This window comes from Mycolicibacterium sphagni, from assembly GCF_002250655.1.
In the GTDB taxonomy this organism is placed as follows: Bacteria; Actinomycetota; Actinomycetes; order Mycobacteriales; family Mycobacteriaceae; genus Mycobacterium; species Mycobacterium sphagni.
On sequence record NZ_NOZR01000003.1, the window covers coordinates 261735 to 280160 of the forward strand.

The window sequence follows — 18426 nt, forward strand, 5'->3', positions numbered from 1 at the left end:
AATAAAAATATGGCTGCTGGACAGTGGGTTTTTACTAACAACACTCGTACCAAGATTCTCGATGGCACTTTCGCCTCGGGTGGTTCTTACAAGATGTGCTTGCTTACCAGCTCTAGCAATATCAGTGCGTCGTCTACGTCTTATGCCAGCCTGACTGGTGAGGTTGGTACGACTAACACGGGATATGCGACTGGTGGCATTTCGGTTATTCCGGTTCTGTCGGGTACTACGTCGGTGACGTGGAAAACGAATAACCCTCAGTGGACTGCCGGTTCAGCTGGCCTTACGGCGAAGTTTGGCGCTATTTACAAGGTCGGTGGCGACGTTGTGTGTTACGTGCCTCTTGATTCGGGTGGCGCTGATGTGACTACGACTAGCGGTAACACGCTGACGGTGGATTGCACGACGAATCCGGTCTTCACGCTGGCCTAAGGCAACCCCTTGTTTTCCCTAATGGAAAGGGGGTGAGTTTATGGCGGCTGTTTTTGATGTAGCGGCGGGATCGGCGTTTCTAACTACGTCGGCGCTTACCTTTTCTGCGACGGTGACTGCGGGCACGACGGTCCTGGCGTTTGTCGGGTTCACTAATACGTCGAACAACTCGTCTATGACGGTGACGTACGGCGGAACTGCTATGACGCAGATCGGGACGCCGTTCCTGTTTGGGACGCACGTCTATTCAAGTGCGACGTATTACGACCAGTTGGCGGTGTTCAAGCTAGAAAATGCGCCCGGCGGATCGCAGAATGTTGTGGTCACGCCTGGCGTGTTCGTTAGCTCTGGCCTAAAGATCGGTCTGGTTTCCTATTCAGGCGTCGGATCGGTTAGTGCTAAGCAGACGGCTACCGGCACGGGTACCGGCATGTCGCAGACTGTTACGTCGTCGCCTGGGAATGTTGTTGTTCAGGCATTCCAGTGTCCGTTTGGCACGGGAACGGTCAGTGGCTACAACCAAACGTCGCGGTGGAACGTAACTACCTCTAGTTACAACACGGCGATGATCGTTGGTGAGGCGGCTGGCGCTTCTAGTGTGACGTTCACCGGCACACAGAATGCGGCAAACCTGTATGGCGGTGTGGCCGTCGAGCTGACGCCTGCCGCGACGGTTATCACGCCGTCTCCGGTGACTATCTCGCTGACTGGTGGGACGCCACCGCTGAATGGGCAGACGGTGATTATGCCGACTGCGGCGTCTTTGTCGCTTGTGCGTGGGACGCCTTTGGTTGCGGGCACTTCGTCTATGGCGTTCGATTCAGTGGCGGGCTCGGCTGTTAATGGTGCCGGTTTGTCGCTTACGGCGACGGTCACAGCGGGTAGTACAGCGTTGCTGTTGGTCAACTTTACGAACGCGGCGAACAACACGACGATTTCTGCCACTTTCGGCGGTACAGCGATGACGCAGGTCGGGACGCCTCAGTTTGTCGGTACTACTTCTGGCGGCGGATACACATATTACAGCTATCAGACGGTGTTTAAGCTGCCGAATGCGCCGGGCGGCGCTAAGGCTGTCGTTATCACTCCGGCTGTGACTAGTCAATCTGGCATTAAGGCTGCAATTTTAGCTTATGTCGGTGTGGGCGACGTCGGTAACGTTCAGTTCGCCAGTGGTACTGGCCCGAATCTGTCGCATACGTTTTCTTCGGCGTCTGGGCACATCTTGGCGCACGGTTTCTTTGCGCCGCTTGGTACGGGCGTATTGAGCGGTTATAGCGGTCGTGAGCGTTATGACGTGGCTACTAGTGCTTGGAATGTGGCTTCGGCGTTTGGCGATATCGACGGGGCGAGTACCGTAACGGTTTCGGCGACGGCGAGCGCGAGTGGTCCGTGGGGCAGTATTGCCGTCGACCTGACGCCCGCTAACCCGAATATCACGGTTAAGCCGACCAGCGCGGTGTTGACGTTGCAGGGCGGTTCGTCGTCGCTGTTTGGTTACATGCTCGGCGGCAAGTTGGGGGCTGGGCAGAACGTCATCGTTCAGGTCATCGGCGACTCGACTGCTTATGGTTCTTTGGACGAGCAGTGGTCAAGTCAGTACGGTTGGCCCGGTCGGTTGTGTATTGCTTTGGGGCAGTATTACAACGCTAACGTTCGGGTGTTGGCATGGAATTATCCGTCCAATACGGCGTATAACCCGGCGGTCACTATCTACACCAGTTTGAGTCCTTCGGCTCCGACGATCACGCTTATGTTGGGTGGTTGGCCTGGCGCTACGGGCGCTAACTATCTGGGGCAGCAGGCGGCGATGTTGCCTGTGTCTAACCCGGATGTGGTGTTGATCAATACTGGCTTTAACGAGACGAGCCTTAGTGCGTACCTGACGAATTACCAGAGTTTGATGACGGTTGTTAACACTCGGTGCCCTGGTGCCCCGATTATTGTTACGACGCAGAATCCGACGACGATTGCTAATGAGCAGTTCCATTCGTTGACGTTCGCTCAAATCTTCGGCGGTTTAGTTAATCTGTTTGTTCCGGGTAGCACGCTGCCGTTGGTGCCAGCTTTGCAGCAGTCGCCAGTGTTTAGCAATACGTGGATTCTGGATACTAAGCAGATTCCGGGCTGGACTGCTTCGGATTTGAACTCTGACGGGTTGCATCCGAACGCGTCCGGTTATGCGAAGCAGGCGGCCTATATGTTCGCTCAGCTGGTGCAGACCAGTACCGATATTGGCGGGAATCAGCCGGTCATGGTCCGTCCGACTTCTGCTGCCCTTTCGCTCACGCGGGGGACGGCGACGTTGGGCCGGAAGGTGTTGCCGACTGGTGCCGTGTTGACGCTTCAGGGCGGCTCTAGTGGTGTCGCTATTGGGCAGTCGAATCTGTTGCGTTTGATTCCGGGTAGGCCGGGTGTCTATTTCTGGAGCCTGGTTACGCCCAGAGAGCGGATGGATGTTGTGCCTTCGGGCAGGTAGTTAATTTCTGTGCGGCCTAATGCCCGCCAATCTTGTTTGTTGGGTTGGCGGGCATTGCCGTGCCTATTTATGGGGGAGTTAAAGATGATTGAGCGTCTTGCAGGCCCGCCCGAAGTTCGTTGCATCCTCTGCGGAGCGCCTGCCGGATGGGGCGATGGGCATCCGAACGTTAAGCACTCGCTCTATGTCGGGCTGGCGGCGCTGGAATACCGCATCGAGCGCCTGACGCGGGCCGTTAAGGCGGCGGTATGTCGCTAAGTGTTGCACCAACGATGATGACCCTCGCTTTGAGTGTGGGTAGCAGGCTTGATATTCCAGCCACGCGGCTGCGCGGTATTTATCCGCCGGGCACGGTGGCTTGGCTAGTTATCGAGGATGATGCGGGCGCGGAACTGGCTGCTTTTGATGGCGATGTCACCGCTACGGGTATTTCGTTTAGCGAGGACCCTGAGGATGTCAATGACATTCCGCATGGGGCGAACTTTCGCCTGTTTGTGCAGCGGCCTAATGAGGCCGAGAGCGTGAAGGCTTATGGAACTGTTGTGCGGGCTGAGCCCCGGTATCCGCTCAAGACGACGGTTGTCAGCCCTGAGGATGCCGCTAAGCAATATACGGCGAACTTCCAGCAAGCTTCTGTCGGCCCTAAGTGGAAGTCGATGGGTGGCAGTGGGCTAGCTATTCACAACTGGGGTGTGTTGGGTAGGCCCAATACGCTCGGCCCAAATTATACGTTTAATTCGGCTGCCAGTGCGCGTTGGTTGTACGAGATGAATATGGATTCGATCACTGTTGTGTTTCGGGTTTGGAGTCTCGGCGCTGGGAAGATGAACGTTCTGGTTTGTGGCGATTACGCGTTGAATAGTTATGTGGGCATTCAGTTTGATACTGGCCCTATCAATAACAGGGTTCGTGTGATTACTGGTGCTGGCCCGCTTTCGTGGCATCACCAGGGGTCTTCCGTCAATAACACGGTGGGTAATGGCGAGTATTACACGCTTAAGTATTTCCACCCAGGAAAGCAGATCGCCTTGTATAAGGGGACGAATTTGACGCCGCTCATTTCGTGGGTGGATGAGTCAAACATTGTTCCTCATGGTGAGGGTTTCCGGTACACGGGTCTTTCGTGGAATACCAGCGTTCTTACTCCGGGCGTGGAGCCCAGTGAGTGGGAAGCAAGGGACGGGGTTTAGTTGGCTCTTTTGGGGCATTTGACGGTTAATTCCAGTCCCGATGATGTAGCCGAAGCGATCATTAAGGAGACGATTCGCCGGGGGTATCAGCCGGAGGAATCTATTGCTGCCGATTCCACGGGCCGTCAGGAGTCAGGGCTTCGGCCTAAGGCTGTTAACGGCGCGTGGCGGGGCATCTATCAGCAGGATGCTAGTTATCCGGGTCGGGATGACCCTAACGAGAACATTCGCGCATTCCTTGATCGCTTGGACGTTAAACGTAAGAGCGCTGGTGCGTCGTCGGATATCTGGAAGAACATTTTTTGGTTGCAGCAGCGTCCGGGGGAGCGGACTGCCGATTTGGCTTTCGCTAATGGTCGGCAGGCTTATCTGACTGAGATTCGCTCTAAGCGGGACGCTGCGGTTGCGGACTATAAGAAATATGCGGGGGTGGCTGTGGCTGATAATCGGCCAGATTTTAATGAATTTGCTTTGTGGTCGCCGAATTGCTCAGGTCGCAACGGCACTAAGGTTGACCTTTTCCTTTTGCACACGCAAGAGGGGGGTGGTGGCGATAGTGCCGCTGAGGATTTGGCTAAGTATCTAGCGAATCCGGCTAGTCAGGTTTCTTACCACTACACCGGTAGTCAGGCGGCGGATAACGGCGTCACGGTCGTTGATTGCGTGGATACCGACGACGCGAGTTGGTCGGTGCTTGACGCTAATCCGCGCTCTATCAATTTCTGTTTTGCGGGCGCGCGGGCTTCTGATTCGCGGGATGTGTGGTTGTCGCGGAGTCGTGTTATCGACGTGGCTGCTTATCTGGCTGTGCAGGATGCTAAGAAGTATGGCTTTACGGCGCGGGTGCTCAAGCCTCCGTACAGCTCTAATCCGCCGGGTATTTCGGATCACCGGTATGTGACTCAGTGGTTGAAGATCGGCACGCACACGGACGTGGGCGATAACTTCCCGTGGGATTACTTTGAGCAGCGAGTGGCTTTCTGGGCTGGCACGGCGACTACGACGCCTACCACGCCGACGACGCCAACTGCGCCGGTTAAGCGGTTCCCTAAGGATTACACCGACCGGGAGCTATTGGAATACATCGCGGCGCAGTTGGGGCCGTGGCCTCAGCTCGGGCAGAACGCCAAGGGTGAGAATCTAACGCTGGTCGACGCATTCGCTGAGTTCAAAAAGGCGGCGGCGTAGTGGCTAAGGGTCCAGACGGCAAGTGGATCGGATACGGGCCGGGCGACTCTGGCGTTCCGGTGGAGGAAGCCCAGACGCGGCTTAAGGCGCGGTTTTCCTACGCTAAGGGGCTTAACCCTTCGCGCAGCTACACCGGTGATCTGTTGCCGGTGCTGGTGGAGTACCAATTCCGGGTCAATGTTGGGTTGGCGGCTAACGGTAAGCGTCTGCTGCGGACTGACGGGATTCTGGACTTCGCAACGCAGTTCGCGCTTGGTGTGGCCCCGGTGGCGCTCGCGGCGGTCAAGCCCCTGTTGTTCACGGTGCATGGGACGGCTCAGCCTGACCCGTTCGGGCCGGGCCTGCCTGCCGACACTGCTCGCGCGGTGCTGGATAAGTGGGACTGGCAGCCGATTGGTGACTATCCGGCTGACGCGTTCCCGATGTGGCCGTCGATCCTGAAGGGTGTCGCGGCGCTGCGGGTGCAGATTCGTAAGGCGCTGGCTGCTAACCCGAATCGGAAGCTTGGCTTTGCCGGGTATTCACAGGGCGCAATCGTGGTGTCGCTGGTCCTCAAGTACGACTTCATGGCTGAGGGTGGCGAGTTCAATGCCGCGTTCAAGGCCGGTCAGGTTATCCGGGTCGTTACGTGGGGCAATCCGATGCGCGAGCTGGCGGTTCAGCATTGGGACGGCGCTGGCGAGGTCGCTCCGGCTACTTCGTGCGGCATTCTCGATGACCGTGTTGTGGGTACGCCGTCTTATTGGCGGGAGTACGCGCATAAGGGCGATCTGTACGCGGACTGTGAGCCGCCGGGTAACCAGCGGGGCGATAACAAGCGCGCCGTTTGCAAGATCATCATGTGGCACGACGTGCTTAAGGGTGACGACAATATTTTGTCGCAGATCGCGGAGCTGCTTGGGCAGCCGGTCCTAAACGTCATTCCGTTGTTCCAGTCTGTTGTGGACGCGGGGATGTTCTTTGGGGCGGGGATGAACTCGCCGCATTTCACGTACGACATTCGGCCAGCTATCGAATTTTTGAGGGGTATCTAAGTGTTGGTTTATGACGAAGTTTTGCCGGTGCTCAGTGATGAGTTTACGGGTGACGAGGTTGCAATTCTGGCTGCGCGCGGGGGGAGGGTTGACCGCGCGTTCCGCCGCAGTTATGCGTGGGCTAAGCACGCCCTAGCCACAGGCGAGCTGAAGCGGCTCACGGTAGTTGTGGAGCTTAACCGGGATTCGTGGGTTCACACGCTGGGGGCGGTTAATTCGGCTCTGTCGGGTGAGCGGTTGCCCGTTGGGGCGGCGTTCAAGGTTGACGCTCCGGTTGACGAAATTGGTGGGCAGAAGCTTACGAATGTGCTCGATGCACTTAATGAGCTGACCCCTCCGGTGGTTCCTGTTGTTCCGGCTTCAAAGGTGAAGCTGGAACCTAAGCCGGAGCCCGTTAAGGATGAGAAGAAAGAGGGGGAGTAAATGAGGATTTTCGGTCGTAAGCCGAGCGAGATTCGGAAGGCGCTGGTGGCGTTTTCCGCTGCGACGTTGATTCTGCTTTTGGCTCTGCCGGTGGCTGGTCTGCCGGTGGCTGTGGCGGGTGCTATCGCTGGCGGTGTGGGCTTGTTCACCGGCTTGTCGGTGTACCTGTCAAAGCCGAACGTTGAGGCGGTCATTGACCACCTTGACGACGTTAAGCCTCCGGTGGTGGTTCCGCCGGTCATTACGGAGTAACGGTGATGGGGGAAACGGCGGAAACGGTTGACTGGACCGTCATGCTGACGACGAACTTTCCGACGATTGCGCTTATCGCTACGTTGGCGTTCGGCGTCTTTATGATCGTTCGTTTCCTGGCTGGAACTCTTGAGTCGATGGGTGGCGTTGCCGGGAAGCTGGGCACTTGGCTCCGCTCCCGGCGCGCTATCAACAAAGCTGAATCAGATGACATGCGTAAGCGTATTTCGTATCTTGACGGGCAAGTGCGAGCGCTGCGGTACAGGGATGAGTGTTACTTCGCGTACATGATGACGGATGCCGATTGGCACCACGACTTTGAGTTGGTGGCGCGCGCTAAGGGGTGGGCACCGGACATTAAGCAGCACATTTCGTTTCTGGAGTTCCGCGACAATTGGATGCGCCAGCGCGGTTTGGAAAAGGAATTTGTTTTATGGACGTAACCCTCTATTCTCCGGCGGCACCGTGTAGCAGCTGCCTCGTAACTAAGCTTGCGCTTAAGAAGGCTGGCATCCCGTTTGTGGCGGTTGTTGCCGACGATGAACAGATTCAGAGGTTTAAGGATGATGGGCACATGCAGTTCCCGGTCGTTGTCGTTGATTGTGGCGACGGCGCAACGTGGACATGGAGTGGCTACCGGCATGAGGACATCTTGCGACTCAGGGATTTGATGCAGGAAACGCCGCGCTTAGCGGCATAGATAGACTCGGGCACTCGCGCTCCCCCTTATTCCCCTGGGGTTGAGCGCGGGTGCCCGTTTTTTTGTGTCTAAACGGCGGGCGGAAACTTGCCGTACACGCCTGTGTCTAAGTCTCCGGCTATGAAAGCTTGGTTTTGGTCGTCGGCGCGTTTGGCGGTGGCGGCTTGCTCTCGCCGGTATGCGGCCCTACGCGCCTCTATGACGCGTTCATACTCGCCGGAGTCGTGGTCCATGCGGTTATAGGCCCAGAGGACGCCAGCGAAGCACGCAGCGCCCAATGCCCACCACTTGAGAGCAGCGAACAGGATGACGACAGTGCCACCGACGACGAGTGCGCGAATCATACGGGCACCGTATCCCATGCCCACATCTGCCGGTGAGTGTCCACCAGGTAGGTGTTGACCTTCGCCATGTCGGGCTTTTCGGGCAGCTTGCTTGTCTCCCCGGCCTCTGCGATGCGGTCGCGCCAGAACTCGATTTCCTCTAGGCAGCGCGCCTGGCTGTACTCGCCGTTACGGACACCTAACAGGAACTCCCGCGCCAGGTCATGCATAGGCATGGTCATGGTCTGCCGGGTCAGCATTTCGTGACCTTGGATCAGCAGCCGGATCGCGTGGAAGCACGCCTTAGTGTCGAATCCGTGCGCCTCGATCAGCTCAGGCCGGTTGGTGCGCGGCGCTTTCTCGCCCTTGATCCGCGCGGCCATGCTCTCCGCATAGCCGACGTGCGTAGTGGCGATGATCCGCGACAGGAATAGCTCACGGTTGGCCTGCAACCCGATTGTGTCGGGCATGGTGAGCGTCGGCGTGAACAGCAGCGTCATCATCGTTGGGTTGCCCTTAACGACCTGATAGACGTACTGCCGGAGCGGGTAATAGGTTGTCTCGCTGTCGCCAGCGGTGGACTTGACCCCTTCGGGCTTATCCCGGTCCCTGATGGCGTCCTTAGCGGACTTTAGGCCGATGATGACCTCGGGCGGGTCTGCGTAGACGCCTATGTAGTCGTGGTCTGACTGTGCGTTGTTTAGCCCGTGGGCGTATGACCCGATTTCGCCGATGATGTATGGCTTGATTTCCTGCATATGAAGCTCCCCCTTAATGAAGCTAGCCCCGGCGGGTGCCCCTCCCAAGGCACCCAGCCGGGACCAGCGGCCCCCGACCCCCGATTGGTTTAGGACTCGACTTTTGCCGGTTCCTTGGCTGTGGGTGCAGCAGCCTTTTTGGCGGGTGCACCCGCAGCCTTTTTGGCGGCTTCCCCGACTGGCGACCCGGCGGCTTTCCATGCCCGCACAACTTCAGCGGAGACGCGGCCACGATCCGCAACGTCGTGCCCGTTGGCCTGTGCCCAGGTCCGGATATCCCCGAGGGGCAGACCTTCCTCCCCGCCGGAATGCGTTGCCCTGCCGCCCCGCTTGGCGCGGGTCGTGGTGGCCCGGCCTACGCGGGTGGCCTTTTCGGTCCACTTCGCCTGATCCTTGTCGAACGCCTTTGCGTTCTTTTCGGACAGGTCCAGGTGGTATCCGATGCCGTCGACCGTCCACTCACGTTCCGTGGTGGCCTCGACCTCAGGCTCCAGATCGTCAAACAGTGTGACGGTTACTCGCTTACCCATTTCGGTCCCTTTCGTTTCGGCTTCTGAGTACGGGCTGCGTACACGGTAAGCAATCTATTCCTGATCCGTCAACTAGTGGTGGATCGGATTAGTCGCTAATTGGGCGATGAACAGCACTAACATGGTTAGAACTGCGATGAGGACGATACTACCGATGATGATTTGTTTGGCGGTAACGCGCCGACGCGTAGGCCGGTTGTGGGTGAACGGGTCTGCCCACGGAGCGCCGCGCCGCGCGGGCGCATAGTGTGAGTAATGGTCGCGGCGGGATTTCTCAAACGCACCTAAGTGGCTCAAGGGCTTTTGGAAGGTGCCCAGCAGCGCCAAGTAATCCTGGCGCTGGCGCTCGGCGGCTCGCTCCAGCTCGCGGATGAAATCTTCGGTATCGCGCACGCGCGTATCCCCTTCCGTACTTAGTTACACCAGTTATCGAGACTGTTCACTTGCCCAACGTGTGTTCCGTTGGAACGACGTGTTAATTGATTTCGTTTAGCAACCCCGTGCTCAAGGTCACGTTTGGCGGGTTGTTGTCGTCGCGGTAGCCGGGAACGGTACTAGCGAGGGTCTTTAAAGAGAATGCGCGTTTTTCGACCCAAACAGAAATATTAGAAACTTTCTCACGCAAGTCTTAGAAACGAGGCCTTGACATCGCTGACCAGGTATGCGGTCGGAAAGGTGCCTTAACCTGCGACTACGGGGTTCGTAGGTGACACTTTGGTTGACACCTGGCGCAAAAATAGGCTTCTAGCTGCGGCGGAGCAACTGGAACTACGGCTTAAAAGTCCGTAGCTCTACCGACTGAGCTATAGGGGCGCGTCGCACACAATACTGCCTTCGCAGTGGTTGCTCGTTTTGGGATTGCGGCCGCCGTGCCCTAAGCTAACGACGCTCTCACGTGCACTCGTTGTGAGTACCCCGGAGTGATTCGGTTCTGGCCCCCATCGTCTAGTGGCCTAGGACGCCGCCCTTTCACGGCGGTAGCACGGGTTCGAATCCCGTTGGGGGTACGCGCACGGCGGTAACGTCGGAGCGAGCAGTACATGCAGGAAAGTAAGGCCCTGTGGCGCAGTTGGTTAGCGCGCCGCCCTGTCACGGCGGAGGTCGCGGGTTCGAGTCCCGTCAGGGTCGCCATGCTTGTGGTGAGGCACTTGTCGATGGATTGAACAGTGCCTTCCGGCCAGGTAGCTCAGTTGGTACGAGCGTCCGCCTGAAAAGCGGAAGGTCGCCGGTTCGATCCCGGCCCTGGCCACCAGCGCGACCGGAATGTGTCGGCTGTTCAAGGGCCTGTTGAGATCGAGTAGGTGACCGGTCAGGCCGATTGCGTAGTGCACGGTATGAAGGTGCTCCTGGGAGCGCCCGACTACATCTCGGCCGGCCAAACGCACACCAGCAGATGTGCGGGACCTTAGGTGCCGCTGAGGGTCCGCTGCCGACTCGGAGTTTGATGACCGCGAGTCGATCGACGGTTCTATTCTGTCCCTATCAGCGAGTGGCTCCCGGTCACCTGGACCAGTTCAAGGTCAGGCCACGAACAAGTCCGGAAAGCGGCGATTTACATGGACCGTCACCAGAACCTCCAGAAGAGCTCGGGTTCACGTAGGAGTCTGCTAGGGGCCGTTGTCGCCGGTGGCGCGCTAACGGTGCTCGGGTTCTTCGGATTGACTCATCCGTCTTCAGCGAATCCGAACTTCGTCAATTCTGCAGACTCCGGGCATGAGACGAAGATGCCCGACTACTCGTCGCCGAGCGTGATGCCGTTCAACTTTGGTGCTACCACGACGACCCAGCCCACTGATGAACCCACGGCGCTGGCGACGTCGGTGGCCGTGCCGATCGTCACGCCGGGGGTTGTGAACTACGCGGTGCCTGGCACCCATCACTGAGTAACGCCGCCCAGGTTTCGAGCGACGCTCGGCGAGTCTGCGACGGCATCTCCGACTGCGCGAGCCCAGTGGTCGGCCGTGGCGTGGTGGTTGCCTGAAAACCGGAAGGTCGCCGGTTCGAACCCGGTCCTGTCCACTTCGATCGGTTGCTGCCTCCTTTTGGCCATTCCGCCGTCTCCCTTGACACCTAGGTCCCGGTCGACCTCCCGCGGCTCTTGCCGTATGCCTTACAGTAGACGCGACTTGAGTGGATCCGCGCGAGCGATCTGGAGGCCGAATGTCGGGAAGTGCTGCGCAACGGGCGGTTGTCATCGGTGGTGCTTCGGGGATCGGCTGGGCGGTGGCCAGGGGACTGGCCGCCACCGGGCGACAGGTCACCGTCGCCGACCTAAACGCCGAGGGGGCGCACGAGCGGGCCGCCGAACTCGGCGCACCGCATGACGCCGCCGGGGTGGACGTCACCGACGAAGCCAGCGTCGCCGCGCTGTTCGAACGGGCCGGTCAGGTCGACATCGTGGTGAACACTGCGGGATTCGGCGGCTTCGGCCGCATCACCGAACAACCTGTCGAAGACTTCCGTGCGATCGTCGACTGCTGCCTCACCGGTGGGTTCATCGTGATGAAGTACGCCGGCCGGCACCTGCGCGACAGGGGATCGCTGGTCGCGATCACCTCGTTGAACGCCCGGCTGGCCGCGCCCGGCATGAGCGCCTACTGCTCGGCCAAGGCCGGCCTGGCCATGCTGACGCAGGTCGGCGCCCTCGAACTCGGCACGCGCGGGATCCGGGTCAACGCCGTCTCGCCGGGTTTCGTCCACACCCCGCTGACCGAATTGGTGACCCTGGCCGACGGTGTCCTCGAGGACTACATCGAGAACACCCCGCTCGGCCGGGTGGGTGTGCCCGAAGACGTCGCCGAGGCGGTGCTGTTCCTCTGCTCGGACAACGCATCCTGGCTCACCGGCGAAGTTCTCGACCTCAACGGCGGAGCCCACCTCAAGCGCTATCCCGATGTGCTCGCTCACGTCGATCGGATGGCCTCGGCGTGACGCGGTTCGACGGCAAGCAGGCGATCGTCACCGGGGCCGGCTCGGGAATCGGCGCCGCACTGTGCCGAGCACTGGCCAATGCCGGCGCCGACGTGCTGTGCACCGATATCGACGGCGAGGCCGCTGAGCGCACCGCCGCATCGCTGACCAAACCAGGGACGGCCCTCGCCCTCGACGTCACCGACGCGGCCGCCGTCCAGCGTGCGGTCGACGACGTCGTCGCGCGCACCGGCCGTATCGACTTGCTGTTCAACAACGCCGGTATCACCTGGGGCGGCGACACCGAACTGCTCACCCTGGATCAGTGGAACGCCATCATCGATGTGAACATCCGTGGCGTCGTGCACGGGGTGCATGCCACCTACCCCCACATGATTCGCCAAAAGAGTGGCCACATCGTCAACACCTCGTCGATGGCAGGCCTGGCGGCAGCGGGCCGCATCACCAGCTACGTGATGACCAAGCACGCTGTGGTGGGACTGACGCTCGCGCTGCGCACCGAGGCGGCCGGCCACGGAGTCGGCGTGATGGCCATCTGCCCCACCGCTGTCGACACCCCGATTCTGGACAAGGGCTGGCTCGGCGACTTCAACGGCCGCGAGTTCTATCAAATGGGCCAGCGCAATGCGACGTTCTATAGCCCCGATCGGCTGGCCGCCGATACGCTCCGGGCAATCGAACGCAACAAGGCCCTTCTGGTCGCACCCCGTCAGGCGCACGCGGCATGGCTTTTCGCGCGCCTGGCACCTGGCTTGCTCAACCGGATGGCCGTGCGCTTCGTCGACCGACAACGCACCGCCGATAGAAGGCAGCCGACACCATGAGCGCGCCGACCGCGATCCCCCGCTACCCCTCTGATGTCTCCGGCAGCTGGTTGGCAGGTGTTCTCAGCCGGCCCGGCACGCCCGTCGAAATCGAAACCGTCGATGTGACACCGGTGGGCACCGGTCAGACCGGCGCCACCTACCGCATCGCGGCCACCTACGCCACCAATCCCGGCGATCTGCCCGCCAGCTTTGTCCTGAAACTGCCCGCGGGCGACGACGCCGTCCGCGACCGGGTGACACTCGGCTACCGCAGCGAGTGCGCGTTCTATCAGTCCGTCGCCGAGCGGGTGACGATCCCGGTCCCGCAGTGCTACCACGTCGAGATCGCTGACGAGGGCGCGAATTACGCGCTATTGCTGGCTGATCAGGCCCCGGCCGTGCAGGGCGATCAGATCGCCGGATGCGGCCTGACGCAGGCGCGACTTGCGGTGCGTGCCCTGGCGGGTCTGCACGGGCCGACGTGGTGTGATCCGAACTGGCAGACCTTCCCCGGGCTGGCGATGTCGGTCGTGGGTGAGGACGCCATTCGCGGCCTCGGTGACATCTCGAAGATGGCCGCCGGTATCACCATCGAGAAGCTCGGGGCCAGGCTGAGCCCACAGGACTCCGAAACACTGCTCGCGGCAATGGATCTGGTGACGCCCTGGCTACAGGGCGCGCCCGATCGGTTCGCCCTGTTGCACGGTGACTACCGGCTGGACAACCTGCTCTTCGACGGCGAACGGGTCAGCGTGGTCGACTGGCAGACACTGGGCGTCGGGCTGGCCGGGCGAGACCTGGCGTATTTCATGGGAACCAGCCTGGAACCAGACTTGAGGGCCGAGGCCGAGAAGGATCTGGTCGCCGACTATCACCGTGCCCTGCTCGATACCGGCGTCAGCGGCTACGACGAGGCGAGCTGTTGGCAGGACTACCTGCTGGGCATGATCCAGGTTCCCCTGATCTCGGCGCTGGGCTGCGCGTTCGCGGTGGAAACCGAACGTGGCGACGACATGATGGCGGCGATGCTGCGCCGGGGCTGCGCGGCTATCCGCGATCTGGGCACACTCGAACTGATCACGAGCTAGGAGCACACGTGGGCGTAACCATGCCGCGCACCGCCATCATTGGCGCAGGCGTCTCCGGGTTGACGGCGGGCAAGATGCTCAAGGACTATCGCGTGCCCTACACCACCTTCGAGTTGTCCGACCGTGTCGGCGGCAACTGGGCTTTCGCCAACCCCAACGGGCTGAGTAGTGCCTATCGGTCGCTGCACATCGACACCTCCAAAGAACGGTTGTCGTTCAAGGACTTTCCCATCCCCGAGCATTTCCCGTCGTTCCCGCACCACAGCGATATCAAGGATTACCTGGATTGCTATGCCGAGACCTTCGGCCTGCTGGAGAACATCGAGTTCAACAACGGTGTCCGGCGCGCGGTCCGCAACGGCGACGGCCACTGGGACATCACGGACAGCCGCGGGACGACGCGCGAATTCGACCTGTTGGTCGTCGGCAACGGCCACCACTGGGACGCCCGCTACCCGGATTTCCCTGGTGAATTCACTGGCGAGACAATTCATTCCCACCACTACATCGATCCGCAGACCCCGCTGAACCTGACCGGCAAGCGGATTCTCGTGGTCGGCATCGGCAACAGCGCCGCCGATATCACCGTGGAGCTGTCCTCCAAGACGTTGCAGAACACCGTGACTCTGTCCACGCGTTCGAGTGCCTGGATCGTGCCGAAGTACATCGCCGGCCGCCCCGGTGACACCATCTGGCGTACATCGCCCTACATTCCGTTGGCCTGGCAGCGCAAAGCGATTCAACTGGTGGCGCCCGCCATGGGCATCGATCCCCAGCTGTACGGCCTGCCTGCCCCGAACCACAAACTCTTCGAAGCGCACCCGACCCAGTCCGTCGAGCTGCCGTTGCGGTTGGGCTCCGGTGACGTGATCCCCAAACCGAACGTCAACCGCTTCGACGGGGACACCGTTTATTTCGAAGACGGCACCAGCGCTGTTTTCGACGTCATCGTCTACGCCACCGGCTACAACATCACCTTCCCGTTCTTCGATCCTGATTTCGTCAGCGCGCCGGACAATGCCATCCGGCTCTACAAGCGAATGTTCAAGCCGGGCATGGACAATCTGGTGTTCATCGGTTTCGCCCAGGCGGTGCCCACACTGTTCCCGTTCATCGAATGCCAGGCGAAGCTGCTGGCGGCCTACGCGGTCGGGCGCTATGCCCTGCCGCCAACCGCGGAGATGGAACGGGTCATCGATGCCGACCAGAAGCTCTACGTGGGGCACTGCACCGACCGCCCCCGGCACACCCAGCAGGTCGACTACTTCCATTACGATCACGACATCCGCACCCGCGAACTGCCGGCGGGCGTGCGCCGGGCTGAATTGCGTCGCCGTCGCGCGCAAGGGGTTGCCGTATGAGCCGCACCGACATCACCTTCGACTCCAGCGGCGTGCACTGCAGCGCTTGGCATTTCCCCGGCGAGGGTGACGCCGTCGCGAGCCCGTCCGGGCGCCCGGTGGTGGTGATGGGACACGGCTTCGGGGGAACCAAGGACTCCGGTCTCGAGCCGTTCGCCGAGCGGATCAGCGCTGACGGCGTCGACGTGCTGGCCTTCGATTACCGCGGTTTCGGGGCCTCGGAAGGCACACCGCGGCAGACGGTTTCGGTCGCGGCGCAGATCGGTGACTTCGAGGCGGCGATCGCCGCGGCCCAACGACTGCCGGGGGTCGACCCGAACCGGATCGTACTGTGGGGTTCGTCGATGTCAGGGGGGCACGTGTTTCGGGTGGCCGCCGACCGTACCGACGTCGCCGGCGTCATCGCGATGACGCCGCTGACCAGTGGGGTGGCGGTCAGCCGGGCAGCGGTCGAACATCGCGACGTCGCACAAGCTTTGAAATGGACAGTGGTAGGTGTCAAGAGCCGCATCGATGTGGCCCGCGGCCGCCGGCCGACGCTGATGCCCCTGGTCGCCCATCCCGGTGAGCCCGGGGCGCTGGCCCTTGACGGTGCCTACGAGAGCTACACCGCGATGGCCGGGCCCACCTGGCGCAACGAGGTCGATTCTGCGGTGGGCCTGCAGATCGCCTCGATCCGTACGGCGGACGCCGCCAAGCGATTACGGTGCCCGCTGCTGGTCCAGATCGCGGACTTCGACCGCTACGTCCCTGCCGAATCGGTGGTCAAGACCGCGATCCTCGGCAGGGGAGAGGTGCACCACTATCCCTGCGACCATTTCGACGTCTGGCCGGGCCACGACTGGTTCGACAAGGCTGCCGATGACCAGGTGGCGTTCTTGCGCCGGGCGCTGCTCAATACTTCGTCGAGCCCTGATCGACTGAAATTGCCTCAGCGGTAATCAATTTCGCATCATCGCTGGCCAGAAAACACACCGTGTCGGCGATGTCCTCCGGCTCGGCGATGTAGACCGGCAGGAACGGCAGCATCATATTGTTGAGAGCCGGGTTGGTCTCCATCGCTTTGCCCAGCGCGGCCACCATGTCCCCGGTACCCATATCGGTGTTGACCGGGCCGGGATGCACGCTGTTGACCCTGATGCTGTGCTTGCCGAGTTCAGCGGCGAACGCCCGCGCCATGCCGGTCACCGCGTGCTTGCTCGCGGTGTAGTGCACCATGAACGGCTGCAGCTTGATACCGGCCGCCGAGCTGATCAGGACGATCGACCCGCCTCGTCCTCCGTCAATGATCGCCGGTGCCCCCGCCATCACGGTGTTCCAGGTCCCAGTCACGTTGACGTCCATGACATCCTGGAAAGCCTGCGGGGTGATCTCGTCCCACGCAGACGGTGAGGTGATACCCGCGTTGGCGACGATGATGTCCAGCCGGCCCAGCTTGGCCACGCCGTCTCGAACAACGTCCTTGAGGCCCTCGAGATCGCGGATGTCGACGACGGCCGACACCATGCGTTGCCCCGTAGCCTCGACCAGACGCACGGTCTCGGCCAGGTCCTCCGGCGAAGCCGGGTTGTACGGAACGCACTCCGGCAGCTTGCCCGCGATGTCCACAGCGATGATGTCGGCCCCTTCGCGAGCCATCTTCACCGCGTGAGCGCGGCCCTGACCGCGGGCGGCCCCGGTGATGAACGCGACCTTGTCGCTGAGCTTGCCTGTCATTGTTTGCGCTGCGCTTCCTTCACTAGTCCGCCGCCGATGATGAGTCGTTGAATTTCGCTGGTGCCCTCGTACAGTCGTAAAAGTCGCACCTCGCGATAGATCCGCTCGACGGGGACGCCACGCATATAGCCCGCTCCGCCGTGGACCTGGACCGCGAGGTCGGCGACGTTGCCCGCCATCTCGGTGCAGAACAGCTTGGCCACCGACGGCGCGATCCTGCGGTCCTCGTCGTCGACCCATTTGCGGGCCGCGTCGCGTACAAGTGCGCGCCCGGCCATCACCCCGGTCTGCTGATCGGCCAGCATCGCCTGTACCAGTTGGAAATTGCCGATCGGGGTGCCGCCCTGGGTCGCGGTCGCGGCGTAGGCGACCGACTCGTCGAGTGCGCGCTGGGCGGAGCCCACCGCCAGCGCGGCGATGTGGATGCGTCCCCGGGCCAGCGACGTCATAGCCGCCCGATACCCGATGTCCTCGCTGCCACCGATCAAGGTGTCGTCGCCGACCCGGACGTCGGTGAAGTTCACATCGGAGGTCCAGGCGCCTTCCTGACCCATCTTGGCGTCCTTGACGCCGATCTCGACGCCTTCAGTGTCCGCGGGCACCAGGAACACCGCGATGCCCGCGCCGTTGGCGTCGGCGGGCCTGGTGCGGGCGAACACGATGAACAGGTTGGCCACCGGAGCATTGGTGATGTACTGCTTGCGGCCGTTGATCACCCAACTGTCACCGTCGCGAACGGCTTTCGTCTTCAATCCGGACGGGTTGGAGCCGGCGCCCGGCTCGGTCAGCGCGAACGACGCGACAACCTCGCCGGAGGCGATCGGCTCGAGCCAGCGTGCCTTCTGCTCGTCGGTGCCGAATCCGACTAGCACCTGCCCGGCGATGCCGTTGTTGGTACCGAACATCGACCGCAGCGCCAGACTCGTATAGCCCAGCTCCATCGCAAGTTCGACGTCCTGGGCGATGTTCAGTCCGAGCCCGCCCCACTCCTGCGGGATGGCGTAGCCGAAGAGACCCATTTTCTTGGCGTGGTCGCGCAGGTCGTCAGGCACGTTGTCCTCGGCGAGGATCTCCGCCTCGCGCGGCACCACGGCAGTGCGCACGAAGTGGCGTGTCTGCGCGAGGATCTCGCGGAAGTCGTCGTCGCTGACGTCGGACATCGAGCCGGTCATCAGGCTCCTTGGGTCGGGGGCGCTGGCTCTGGGGATCATATAT

General features: G+C 61.1%; 19 protein-coding genes and 3 tRNA genes. 17 read left to right on the forward strand and 5 right to left on the reverse strand.

From position 1 onward, the window contains the following. Positions 1-9: 9 nt before the first annotated feature. The 8 genes from CG716_RS05450 to CG716_RS05490 all read left to right on the forward strand — a co-directional run bounded on the left by CG716_RS05450 (position 10) and on the right by CG716_RS05490 (position 7441). Complete coding sequence (locus CG716_RS05450; RefSeq protein WP_094477193.1) at positions 10-432, forward strand: hypothetical protein; 423 nt, start codon at positions 10-12, stop codon at positions 430-432. 40 nt (positions 433-472) lie between these two features. After that, positions 473-2911, forward strand: coding sequence for an SGNH/GDSL hydrolase family protein (locus CG716_RS05455; protein WP_133066877.1), 2439 nt, complete (start codon positions 473-475; stop codon positions 2909-2911). Positions 2912-3159: 248 nt separating this feature from the next. Then, entirely contained in the window at positions 3160-4101 is a 942-nt protein-coding gene (locus CG716_RS05465; protein ID WP_094477199.1) for an LtfC-like domain-containing protein, read from the forward strand. Continuing rightward, complete coding sequence (locus tag CG716_RS05470) at positions 4102-5289, forward strand: peptidoglycan recognition protein family protein (RefSeq protein ID WP_094477201.1); 1188 nt, start codon at positions 4102-4104, stop codon at positions 5287-5289. Beyond that, positions 5289-6323, forward strand: coding sequence for a cutinase family protein (locus CG716_RS05475; RefSeq protein WP_094477203.1), 1035 nt, complete (start codon positions 5289-5291; stop codon positions 6321-6323). Before CG716_RS05470 ends, CG716_RS05475 begins: the two co-directional genes overlap by 1 nt. Continuing rightward, positions 6324-6746, forward strand: a complete 423-nt coding sequence (locus tag CG716_RS05480; RefSeq protein WP_094477205.1) for a hypothetical protein — start codon at positions 6324-6326, stop codon at positions 6744-6746. It abuts the gene before it with no gap. After that, entirely contained in the window at positions 6747-6998 is a 252-nt protein-coding gene (locus tag CG716_RS05485) for a hypothetical protein (protein WP_094477207.1), read from the forward strand. 5 nt (positions 6999-7003) lie between these two features. After that, entirely contained in the window at positions 7004-7441 is a 438-nt protein-coding gene (locus CG716_RS05490) for a hypothetical protein (RefSeq protein WP_094477385.1), read from the forward strand. 597 nt (positions 7442-8038) lie between these two features. On the opposite strand, the gene CG716_RS05505 is transcribed toward CG716_RS05490, so the two are convergent. The 3 genes from CG716_RS05505 to CG716_RS05515 all read right to left on the reverse strand — a co-directional run bounded on the left by CG716_RS05505 (position 8039) and on the right by CG716_RS05515 (position 9702). Continuing rightward, positions 8039-8779 (reverse strand): DNA polymerase beta superfamily protein, encoded by a 741-nt coding sequence (locus tag CG716_RS05505; RefSeq protein ID WP_094477213.1) that lies wholly within the window; start codon positions 8777-8779, stop codon positions 8039-8041. 89 nt (positions 8780-8868) lie between these two features. Beyond that, on the reverse strand, positions 8869-9309 hold the full coding sequence (locus tag CG716_RS05510) for a histone-like nucleoid-structuring protein Lsr2 (protein ID WP_094477215.1): 441 nt from the start codon (positions 9307-9309) through the stop codon (positions 8869-8871). Between the two features lie 72 nt (positions 9310-9381). Continuing rightward, positions 9382-9702, reverse strand: a complete 321-nt coding sequence (locus tag CG716_RS05515) for a hypothetical protein (RefSeq protein ID WP_094477217.1) — start codon at positions 9700-9702, stop codon at positions 9382-9384. Positions 9703-10243: 541 nt separating this feature from the next. On the opposite strand from CG716_RS05515, the gene CG716_RS05520 reads away from it, so the two are divergent. The 9 genes from CG716_RS05520 to CG716_RS05560 all read left to right on the forward strand — a co-directional run bounded on the left by CG716_RS05520 (position 10244) and on the right by CG716_RS05560 (position 16436). Beyond that, positions 10244-10316: transfer RNA gene (locus CG716_RS05520), tRNA-Glu, on the forward strand. Positions 10317-10363: 47 nt separating this feature from the next. Beyond that, positions 10364-10440, forward strand: a tRNA-Asp gene (locus CG716_RS05525). 44 nt (positions 10441-10484) lie between these two features. Then, positions 10485-10561, forward strand: a tRNA-Phe gene (locus CG716_RS05530). Between the two features lie 472 nt (positions 10562-11033). Continuing rightward, positions 11034-11192, forward strand: coding sequence for a hypothetical protein (locus CG716_RS30095; protein WP_165774031.1), 159 nt, complete (start codon positions 11034-11036; stop codon positions 11190-11192). 277 nt (positions 11193-11469) lie between these two features. After that, positions 11470-12240 carry an SDR family NAD(P)-dependent oxidoreductase gene (locus tag CG716_RS05540; RefSeq protein WP_094477221.1) on the forward strand — a complete coding sequence of 257 codons (771 nt, stop codon included), beginning with the start codon at positions 11470-11472 and terminating at the stop codon, positions 12238-12240. Beyond that, positions 12237-13064, forward strand: coding sequence for an SDR family NAD(P)-dependent oxidoreductase (locus CG716_RS05545; protein ID WP_094477223.1), 828 nt, complete (start codon positions 12237-12239; stop codon positions 13062-13064). The genes CG716_RS05540 and CG716_RS05545 overlap by 4 nt, the downstream gene beginning before the upstream one ends. Then, the gene (locus CG716_RS05550) at positions 13061-14134 is read left to right on the forward strand and encodes a phosphotransferase family protein (protein ID WP_094477225.1); all 1074 of its coding nucleotides are present in this window, start codon (positions 13061-13063) and stop codon (positions 14132-14134) included. Before CG716_RS05545 ends, CG716_RS05550 begins: the two co-directional genes overlap by 4 nt. A gap of 8 nt (positions 14135-14142) precedes the next feature. Continuing rightward, positions 14143-15495 carry a flavin-containing monooxygenase gene (locus tag CG716_RS05555; protein WP_094477227.1) on the forward strand — a complete coding sequence of 451 codons (1353 nt, stop codon included), beginning with the start codon at positions 14143-14145 and terminating at the stop codon, positions 15493-15495. Continuing rightward, positions 15492-16436 carry an alpha/beta hydrolase gene (locus CG716_RS05560; RefSeq protein ID WP_094477229.1) on the forward strand — a complete coding sequence of 315 codons (945 nt, stop codon included), beginning with the start codon at positions 15492-15494 and terminating at the stop codon, positions 16434-16436. Before CG716_RS05555 ends, CG716_RS05560 begins: the two co-directional genes overlap by 4 nt. Here the strand turns inward: CG716_RS05560 and CG716_RS05565 are convergent. Both CG716_RS05565 and CG716_RS05570 read right to left on the reverse strand, forming a co-directional pair. After that, a complete protein-coding gene (locus CG716_RS05565) occupies positions 16390-17211 on the reverse strand; it encodes a mycofactocin-coupled SDR family oxidoreductase (RefSeq protein WP_094477231.1) in 822 nt (273 codons plus the stop codon). The genes CG716_RS05560 and CG716_RS05565 overlap by 47 nt on opposite strands. Continuing rightward, positions 17208-18371, reverse strand: a complete 1164-nt coding sequence (locus CG716_RS05570; protein ID WP_165774037.1) for an acyl-CoA dehydrogenase family protein — start codon at positions 18369-18371, stop codon at positions 17208-17210. Before CG716_RS05570 ends, CG716_RS05565 begins: the two co-directional genes overlap by 4 nt. Positions 18372-18426: the final 55 nt, after the last annotated feature.

Coding starts and splice junctions, on each gene's coding strand:
- CG716_RS05455 (WP_133066877.1), top strand. CDS start 473: ATGGCGGCTGTTTTTGATGTAGCGGCGGGATCGGCGTTTCTAACTACG.
- CG716_RS05510 (WP_094477215.1), bottom strand. CDS start 9,309: ATGGGTAAGCGAGTAACCGTCACACTGTTTGACGATCTGGAGCCTGAG.
- CG716_RS05560 (WP_094477229.1), top strand. CDS start 15,492: ATGAGCCGCACCGACATCACCTTCGACTCCAGCGGCGTGCACTGCAGC.
- CG716_RS30095 (WP_165774031.1), top strand. CDS start 11,034: ATGCCCGACTACTCGTCGCCGAGCGTGATGCCGTTCAACTTTGGTGCT.
- CG716_RS05485 (WP_094477207.1), top strand. CDS start 6,747: ATGAGGATTTTCGGTCGTAAGCCGAGCGAGATTCGGAAGGCGCTGGTG.
- CG716_RS05540 (WP_094477221.1), top strand. CDS start 11,470: ATGTCGGGAAGTGCTGCGCAACGGGCGGTTGTCATCGGTGGTGCTTCG.
- CG716_RS05550 (WP_094477225.1), top strand. CDS start 13,061: ATGAGCGCGCCGACCGCGATCCCCCGCTACCCCTCTGATGTCTCCGGC.
- CG716_RS05490 (WP_094477385.1), top strand. CDS start 7,004: ATGGGGGAAACGGCGGAAACGGTTGACTGGACCGTCATGCTGACGACG.
- CG716_RS05465 (WP_094477199.1), top strand. CDS start 3,160: ATGTCGCTAAGTGTTGCACCAACGATGATGACCCTCGCTTTGAGTGTG.
- CG716_RS05505 (WP_094477213.1), bottom strand. CDS start 8,779: ATGCAGGAAATCAAGCCATACATCATCGGCGAAATCGGGTCATACGCC.
- CG716_RS05450 (WP_094477193.1), top strand. CDS start 10: ATGGCTGCTGGACAGTGGGTTTTTACTAACAACACTCGTACCAAGATT.
- CG716_RS05570 (WP_165774037.1), bottom strand. CDS start 18,371: ATGTCCGACGTCAGCGACGACGACTTCCGCGAGATCCTCGCGCAGACA.
- CG716_RS05565 (WP_094477231.1), bottom strand. CDS start 17,211: ATGACAGGCAAGCTCAGCGACAAGGTCGCGTTCATCACCGGGGCCGCC.